Source organism: Pseudomonas sp. ANT_J12 (assembly GCF_008370045.1).
Lineage (GTDB): Bacteria > Pseudomonadota > Gammaproteobacteria > Pseudomonadales > Pseudomonadaceae > Aquipseudomonas.
In genome coordinates this window covers 68,512-76,308 of the sequence record NZ_VOBN01000025.1, presented here as the reverse complement: position 1 = coordinate 76,308, position 7,797 = coordinate 68,512, and the positions used below count along the sequence as shown (strand labels likewise).

Sequence of the window (7,797 nt, the reverse complement as noted above, 5' to 3'; positions counted from 1 at the left end):
GTGCTGTGGGTGCTGTGCGGGCGCCTTCGCGGGCAAGCCTCGCCCCTACAGGGATCGCGCGCCCCTGTAGGAGCGAGGCTTGCCCGCGAAGGCTACACCGCCGATCTAACTGCCTTTCACCGCCACAAACGCCGCCGTCACATAAGGCACGGTAATCACCTCCCTGCCGCGCAACTCGGGCTCGCCATCAATCAATGCCCGCATCTGCGCATCGACCTTATCCCGCTGCACCTGAGGCAACGCCGCAATGAAGCTAGTGGACCGCACCCGATTGAAAATCACATCTTCCGGCGAACCCGTGTGCCCATGCCCGAAATGCTCAGCCTGCAACGGCCCGAACGCCTTGTGGGGAAAGGCCAGCCGCCAGGCTCCGGTGTAATAACGCGGGGTATCGCCTTCCAGCGCGTTGACGATCGCGTCGAGTTTCGGCACCCAACTCACTCGGGTGTCGCGCAGGTTCCACACCAGGCCCAGCTTGCCGCCCGGCTTGAGCACCCGGGCAATTTCGCTGAGCGCCTCGGGGCTGGCGAACCAGTGGAAGGCCTGGGCGCACACCACCACGTCCACCGAGGCATTGGGCAGCGGCAGATCGGTGGCGGTGCCGCTCACCGCCAGCACGTCAGGCAACGCGGCGGACAATTTTTCGAGCATTTGCGGCACCGGTTCCACGGCAATCACCTGCGCCCCGGTGGCCATCAGCCGTCCGGTGAACTTGCCAGTGCCGGCGCCGAGGTCGATAACGGTTTTGTCGGCATTCAAACCCAGGGTGCCGGTCAGCCAGTCGGCCACTTGCGGCGGATAGTCCGGGCGACCGCGCACGTAGGTGTCGGCGCCGGTCCTGTAGCCATCGGCGGCGACAGGGTGAATATGTTCTCTCATCGCAGTTCTCCCGATACACATCAATGCAGTCGAGCATAGCGTCTGGCTTAATGCTTTCCTTGCAAAGAGCTGCACAACCAAATGAATAATTGTTCACACAGCGGTGTTCACTGCCCATCGCTCATAAGGAAAGCCCATGAACACTCCGACCCGTTACGACCGCCTCACCATGAGCCTGCACTGGCTGACTGCCGTGCTGGTGATTTTCCTGTTTTCCAGTGCACTGATCTGGGATCAACTGGCTAAAGGCACGCCGCTGCGTAAAGGGCTGCAATCGGTGCACATTTCCTGCGGCATCCTGCTGGCGGTGATTGTTATCGGTCGATTGATCTGGCGACTGTCTCGTGGCCGCCGACTGCCGCCGCTCAATCGAGGCATGATGAACATTGCAGCGAAAACCGCGCATCTGGCGCTGTACCTGCTGTTGTTGAGCCAGATTGTGCTGGGTTTTATGTTCCGCTGGGCGCAAGCAGAACCGTTCAACTTCTTCGGGTTGTTCGATGTCCCGGCCCTGATGACGTTCGATAAAAGCATGAAGTCGGTATTCGGCGGCCTGCATGAAAACGTCGCCTGGGTCATCGTGATTCTGGCCGGGCTGCACGCGGTGATGGCGCTGGTTCATCATTTCGGCCTGCGGGACGGCACGTTGCGCCGGATGCTGCCAGGGCGCGATACAAACTGAGGCGAATAAAACACCGGGGCCGGGTGTTCTTTAGATGCATGCCCTCGAATTCTGTTTTCACTGTGAATGGAGTTTCACCCATGGATATCCGTTTCGCTGTTTTCACTGCCCCGCTGTTGCTGGTCGCGGCGCTATCCAGCTCTGCGGCGTTCGCCCACGGCGACGAGGATGAGCCGGCCAAACCCAACTGCCCCAAAGGCCAGGTGTTCGACAACAAGTCGAACAAATGCGTGCTGCAAACCAGCAGCCTGGTGCCGGATAACGACCGTGTCGACTACGCCTACCGCCTGGCCAAGGACGGTCGCTACGAAGAAGCCCTGGCCCTGCTTGATACGCTGAAAAACCCCAACACCGCCAAAGCCCTCAACTATCGCGGCTACGCCACGCGTAAACTGGGCCGCACCGACGAAGGCATTGGCTATTACCTGCAATCGGTCAAACTCGACCCGCAGTATGCGCAAGTGCGCGAATACCTCGGCGAAGCGTATGTGATCAAGGGTCGGCTGGATCTTGCCCAGGAACAGTTGCAGCACATCAAATCGATCTGCGGCAGCACCTGCGAGGAATACCAGGACCTGGCCGAAGCCATCCACGATTCATCGAAAACCTGACACCGAACGGACGGAGGTCGCCATCGCCAGCGATCAGGCAATACGAGCAGAGTTGGGCCAGCATCTGGCGCGGTTATGGCGCTACGGCTTGCTGCTGTCCCGACAACGGCATGTGGCCGAAGACTTGGTGCAAGCCACGTGCGTGCGGGCGCTGGAACGGGCCGGGCAGTATGAGTCAGGTACCCGCATGGATCGCTGGCTGCTGAGCATATTGCATTCGATCTGGCTCAATGAAGTACGCGCCCGACGTGTACGCCTGGGCCAGGGATTGGTGAATGCCGACGAGGCGCTGTCGTTCGACGGCGAACACGCGGCGCAAACCCATGTGCTGGCGGCGCAGGTGATCCGGCGCGTCGATGCTCTGCCTGAAGCCCAGCGCGAAACGGTGTACCTGGCCTACGTCGAAGGCTTGTCCTACCGCGAAGTGGCCGAGGTGCTGCAAGTGCCTATCGGTACGGTCATGAGCCGCCTGGCCACCGCCCGCCTGAAACTCGCGGAGTACCCGCCCTTGCACACCGTACCGAGCAACACCACAGGAGAACGTCGATGACCGACCCCCTACGCCCGACGATCCCGACCGATGAACAATTGGTGGCCTACCTCGACGACCAGCTCGACACCGAACAGCGCACCCGCATCGACGCCGCCATCCACGATGACCCGGCGCTCAACCTGCGCCTGCAATGGCTGGCCCGCAGCAGCCTGCCGTTCAAGGACGCGTATGACCAACTGGGCAAGCAAGCACCGACAGATCGCTTGCAAGCCATGCTCGACACCTTGCCCAGCCCTGCCCGTCCGGCGCTGAACCGCCGTTGGTTTCTGGCGGCGGCGGCCGGTCTGGTGCTGAGCAGTGTAGTCGCGGATCGATTGTTTCTCGGCTGGCAGTCGAGCCAGCAGAAAAGCAACTGGCGCGGGCTGGTGGCCGACTACATGTCGCTCTACGTGCCGCAAACCCTGGAACATTTGCCTGGCGACGAGGCGACTCAGCGCGCGCAACTGCGCACCATCGACAGCCGTTTGGGCCTGAACCTCGCGCCTGCAAAACTGGTGTTGCCACGCCTGGAGCTCAAACGCGCGCAAATCCTCGAGTACGAAGGCGTACCCATCGCCCAGATCACCTATCTCGACCCTACCCACGGTCCGATGGCACTGTGTGTCACGCGCTCCAACAAAGGCAGCCGGCCGTTTGCCCATGAACGCCGGCACGACATGAACGTCGTGTTCTGGGCGGACACGGAGCACGCCTGGATGCTGATCGGGCACAACCCCGTGGCGGACCTTGAGGACATGGCCAAAGTCTTGAGAAGTCGGCTGAGCGTATAACGCCAATTATCACTATGCTTGGCGCCTGACTTCCAAGGCGCCCCTCCCATGCCGCATCCCTCGCTCCACCCTTCACGCACGGCTTTGCTGGTGATCGACGTGCAGAACGACTTCATCCCCGGCGGCCAACTGGCGGTGCCCGAAGGCGACCTGATCGTGCCATTGATCAATCAACTGGGCGGCCAATTCAAGCAGGTGATCATTACCCAGGACTGGCACCCGCCCGGACACGCCTCGTTTGCGTCCAGCCACCCCAATCGCCAGCCTTACGACGAGATCCAACTGCCCTACGGCAAGCAGACGCTATGGCCGGTGCACTGTGTGCGGGATACCCCTGGGGCGGCACTCCACGTGGAGTTGGATTTGCCCCATGCGCAACTGATCATTCGCAAGGGCTGTAATCCGGACATCGACAGTTATTCGGCATTTCTGGAGGCCGATCGCACGACCACCACGGGCCTGGCCGGGTATTTGAAGGAACGCGGCATCGACACGGTTTACATGGTCGGGCTGGCGCTGGATTTCTGTGTGATGTACTCGGCGCTGGATGCGCGGGCGGCGGGGTTCAATACGTTTGTGGTGCTGGATGCGTGTCGGGCGATTGATCTGCAGGGGTCGCTGGCTGTGGCGATTGAACGGATGCAGGTGGCTGGGGTTGGGTTGATTCAATCCACCCAGATACTCGACTAATAATCTCCGTAGAAAAGGGCTCCCTGTGGCGAGGGGGCTTGCCCCCGTTCGACTGCGAAGCAGTCGCAAAACCTGTTAATGAGATTTAGCTGAAAGACTGCTGGGGCCGCTTCGCGCCCCAACGGGGGCAAGCCCCCTCGCCACAGATTTGTGTGCTTGCCGTCAGTTCGGTGTGGGCAACCACAACCTGAACCGCGCGCCACTCAGCGGCGAAGGCTCAACCGTCAACGTCCCGCCTTGCGCTTCCAGGGCGCGGCGGCTGATGGCCAGGCCGAGGCCGAAGCCGCCGGTCGCGCGATCCCGGCTTCGATCCAGCCGATAAAACGGCTCGAATATCCGCTCCCGCTCATCCTCCGGAATCCCGATTCCGTCGTCATCGACCCAGATCTCGCAGCCCTTGGGGCATACCTTCACGCCAACCTGAATGCGCTTTTCGCAATAACGCATGGCATTGCGCAGCAGGTTTTGCAAGGCACGCGCCGTCAGGCGCGGGTCGAGTGTGAAGCGTTCGAGTTGGCCGTGCAGCAACACGTCAATGACGATATCCGGTGATTCCAGTTCCTCATCGACACTGCCCAGAATGCTGTCGATAAACTCATCCAGCGCCACTTCAACCCGCTCCGGCAAGCGCGCCGGATTTTGCAAGCGGCTGTAGGACAACAATTCCAGCACCAGCTCATCCAGTTCTCGGATGTGCGCGACCAGCCCTTGCAAGCGTTCGCGGCTCGGCGCCGGCATGTCATCCGAAAGGGCCAGGGCCAGGCCGAAATCCAGGCGTGTCAGCGGCGTGCGCAGTTCGTGGGATACGGCGTTGAGCAAGTCGCGCTGCTGGTTGAGCAGGTTCTCGATATCGCCGGCCATGGTGTCGAACACGTTGGCCAGGCTGCCGATGTTGGATTTATGCGAGATCTGCGTGCGTTCGCTCAGGTGCCCTTTGCCGAAGCGTTCGGCCGTGCCTTTCAAGCGCTCCAGATCGCGCCAGTGCGGGCGCAGCCACAGCAGCAGGCACGCGAGCATCATCGCGCCGATCAGCACGTTGATACTCCAGTACAACAAATTGACGTCCAGCGGATCCGGCGGCACCACCATCTGCACCACGGTCCGTTCGTTCAACGGCGCCACCGCCAGGGTGCGCCAGCCCCAGTCGCCGATCCGCACCACGTTCTCGCCGCGCTGCAAGCGTTCACGCTCCTCCAGGGTGAAGTCGTCGTCATCCTTGCCGCTCAACACGATGTGCAGCGGCTGGAACTCCTTGTCCATTTCCGCCGCCAGGGCCGGCCATTGTTCGCTTGGCACGGCGTGGAACTGCTTGACGATCAGGGTCTGCAAACCACGGGAATAATCGAGGTTGTAGGTGACGAAGCGTTCATGGAACAGCTTGATCACCACATCCGGCACCAGGTAAATCGCTGCGCTGTACGAAACGATCGTCACCAGGTACAGGCGAAAGAGGATTCTGAACATCGCCTCAGCATTCCCACTCGGAGCGACTGAACAGGTAGCCCTTGCCCCACACGGTCTTGATCTTGCGCGCCTCGCCGGCGTGATCGTCGAATTTGCGCCGCAGCTTGGAAATCGCCACATCCACCGAGCGGTCGGTGCCGTTGAATTCGATGCCGCGCAGGCGTTGCAGGATCTGGTCGCGGCTCAGCACTTCGCCGGCATGCCGGGCCAGCACCACCAGCAGGTTGTATTCGCCGCTGGACAGCTCCACCAGTTGTTCGCGCCAGGTCACCGTGCGCTCGGACAGGTCGATGCACAGGTTGCCCATCAGGATGCGGTCGTTGGCGGTCTGCGGTTCGCCGAGGCTGCTGCGCCGTAGCAAGGTGCGCACCCGGGCCAGCAAGACGCGTGGCTCGCAGGGTTTGGTGACATAGTCGTCGGCGCCCATTTCCAGGCCCAGCACTTGATCATGGCTGTCGTCCCGGGCGGTGAGCATCAGGATCGGCAATGTCGCCGAATCGGCGCGAAGCAAGCGGCAGACTTGCAGCCCGTCAAGGCCCGGCAGCATCAGGTCGAGGATCACCAGGTCCGGCGGATTGACCCGCGCGCGTTCGCGCACATGATCGCCGCGGCTGATCACGCTGACGCAATAGCCGTTGCGTTCCAGGTAGCTGGCGATCAGTTCGGAGAGCGCGGTGTCGTCTTCGACCAGGAGGATGTTGGGCATGGGGTGTTTCCAGAAAAAGTGCTGTGGCGATCTTTCGGGCGTCTTCGCGGGCAAGCCTCGCGCCTACACAGGTATCGCATTCCCCTGTAGGAGCGAGGCTTGCCCGCGAAGACGCCCGAACGGTCGCTGAGAAATTCAAGGGCCCAAGGATATACGCCCTCACGCACCCGCGAGTAAAACCCTTACACAATTTCACACAGCGCCTACAAAGCTTCACCGCTACTCTCGCCGACTCCCCGTAGGATGCCGGGGTCATTATTGGGGTATTCACATGTCAAAGAACCTGCTTGCCACGCTCAGCCTGATTGCACTGGCGTTGACCCTGAGCGCTTGTGACAAGTCCTCGACCGCTGAAGAAGCGGCGCCGCTGGCCACTGTGCGCATCGAAACCATCGAAGCGCGGCCGCTGTCGATCAGCAGCGAACTGAGCGGGCGGATTGTCGCGCCGCGCATTGCCGAAGTCCGCGCTCGGGTGGCCGGCGTTGTATTGCAGCGCACCTTCCGCGAAGGCAGCGACGTGAAACAGGGCGACGTGCTGTTCCGCATCGACCCGGCACCGTTCAAGGCGGACCTGGACAGCGCCGAAGCGGCGCTGCGCAAGGCCGAGGCCAATGCCTTCCAGGCCAAGCTGCAAGAGCAGCGCTATTCGCAGTTGATCGAAGGCAACGCCATCAGCGGCCAGGACTACGACAACGCCCGGGCCAATGCCCGGCAAACCGCCGCGGATGTGTCGGCCAATAAAGCCGCCGTGGCCCGGGCCAAGCTGAACCTGGGTTATGCAACCGTCACCGCGCCGATTTCCGGGCGCGTCGGCCGTGCCCTGGTCACCGAAGGCGCACTGGTCGGGCAGAACGAAACCACCCCGCTGGCCTTGATCCAGCAACTGAACCCGATCCACGCTGACCTCACCCAGTCGACCCGTGAACTCAACGACCTGCGCCGGGCCTTCCGCTCTGGAAACCTGCAGCAGGTTGGCCAGGATCAGGCCAAGGCCACGCTGATCCAGGATGACGGCAGTCTGTACCCGCTGCCGGGCAAGCTGCTGTTCGCCGAGATCAGCGTCGATCCGGGCACCGGCCAGATCATCCTGCGCAGCGAGTTCCCCAACCCGGACCTCGACTTGCTGCCGGGCAGCTTCGTCCGTGTACGCGTCGAGCAAGGGGTCAACCAGCAAGGCATCAGCGTGCCGCAGCGGGCGATCCAGCGCGATAGCGCCGGGGTGGCCCAGGTGATGTTGCTCGACGCCGAGCAACGGGTCGGTCTGCAACCGGTGCAACTGAGCGCGGTGCAGAACGATCGCTGGATCGTCACCGGCGGCCTCAAGCCCGGCGACCGCATCGTCACCGAAGGCCTGCAACACGCCAAGCCTGGCGAGAAAGTGCAGATCGACGACACCCCTCTTCCACTTGCCCAGGTTTCTGGTCAGTAAGCAGGACGCTTTT

9 protein-coding genes are annotated in these 7,797 nt (G+C 62.0%); 6 read left to right on the top strand and 3 right to left on the bottom strand.

Going from position 1 to position 7,797, the window contains the following annotated elements:
- Positions 1-105: 105 nt before the first annotated feature.
- Complete coding sequence (locus FQ192_RS29970; RefSeq protein WP_149661765.1) at positions 106-879, bottom strand: class I SAM-dependent methyltransferase; 774 nt, start codon at positions 877-879, stop codon at positions 106-108.
- Positions 880-1,015: 136 nt separating this feature from the next.
- On the opposite strand from FQ192_RS29970, the gene FQ192_RS29965 reads away from it, so the two are divergent.
- From FQ192_RS29965 to pncA, 5 genes are all read left to right on the top strand, one after another.
- Positions 1,016-1,561: a cytochrome b gene (locus tag FQ192_RS29965; RefSeq protein ID WP_149661764.1), complete on the top strand. Its 546-nt coding sequence runs from the start codon at positions 1,016-1,018 to the stop codon at positions 1,559-1,561.
- 80 nt (positions 1,562-1,641) lie between these two features.
- Positions 1,642-2,172, top strand: coding sequence for a tetratricopeptide repeat protein (locus FQ192_RS29960; protein ID WP_149661763.1), 531 nt, complete (start codon positions 1,642-1,644; stop codon positions 2,170-2,172).
- A 52-nt stretch (positions 2,173-2,224) separates the two neighbouring features.
- Entirely contained in the window at positions 2,225-2,722 is a 498-nt protein-coding gene (locus FQ192_RS29955; RefSeq protein ID WP_218585806.1) for an RNA polymerase sigma factor, read from the top strand.
- Positions 2,719-3,495: an anti-sigma factor gene (locus FQ192_RS29950; RefSeq protein WP_149661762.1), complete on the top strand. Its 777-nt coding sequence runs from the start codon at positions 2,719-2,721 to the stop codon at positions 3,493-3,495. Before FQ192_RS29955 ends, FQ192_RS29950 begins: the two co-directional genes overlap by 4 nt.
- Before the next feature lie 48 nt (positions 3,496-3,543).
- The gene (gene pncA / locus FQ192_RS29945) at positions 3,544-4,185 is read left to right on the top strand and encodes a bifunctional nicotinamidase/pyrazinamidase (RefSeq protein ID WP_149661761.1); all 642 of its coding nucleotides are present in this window, start codon (positions 3,544-3,546) and stop codon (positions 4,183-4,185) included.
- Positions 4,186-4,347: 162 nt separating this feature from the next.
- Here the strand turns inward: pncA and FQ192_RS29935 are convergent, their stop codons facing one another.
- Both FQ192_RS29935 and FQ192_RS29930 read right to left on the bottom strand, forming a co-directional pair.
- Complete coding sequence (locus FQ192_RS29935; RefSeq protein WP_149661759.1) at positions 4,348-5,649, bottom strand: ATP-binding protein; 1,302 nt, start codon at positions 5,647-5,649, stop codon at positions 4,348-4,350.
- Positions 5,650-5,653: 4 nt separating this feature from the next.
- Positions 5,654-6,355 carry a response regulator transcription factor gene (locus FQ192_RS29930; protein WP_149661758.1) on the bottom strand — a complete coding sequence of 234 codons (702 nt, stop codon included), beginning with the start codon at positions 6,353-6,355 and terminating at the stop codon, positions 5,654-5,656.
- Between the two features lie 271 nt (positions 6,356-6,626).
- Between FQ192_RS29930 and FQ192_RS29925 the strand changes: the two genes are divergently transcribed.
- On the top strand, positions 6,627-7,784 hold the full coding sequence (locus tag FQ192_RS29925; protein ID WP_149661757.1) for an efflux RND transporter periplasmic adaptor subunit: 1,158 nt from the start codon (positions 6,627-6,629) through the stop codon (positions 7,782-7,784).
- Positions 7,785-7,797 lie beyond the last annotated feature (13 nt).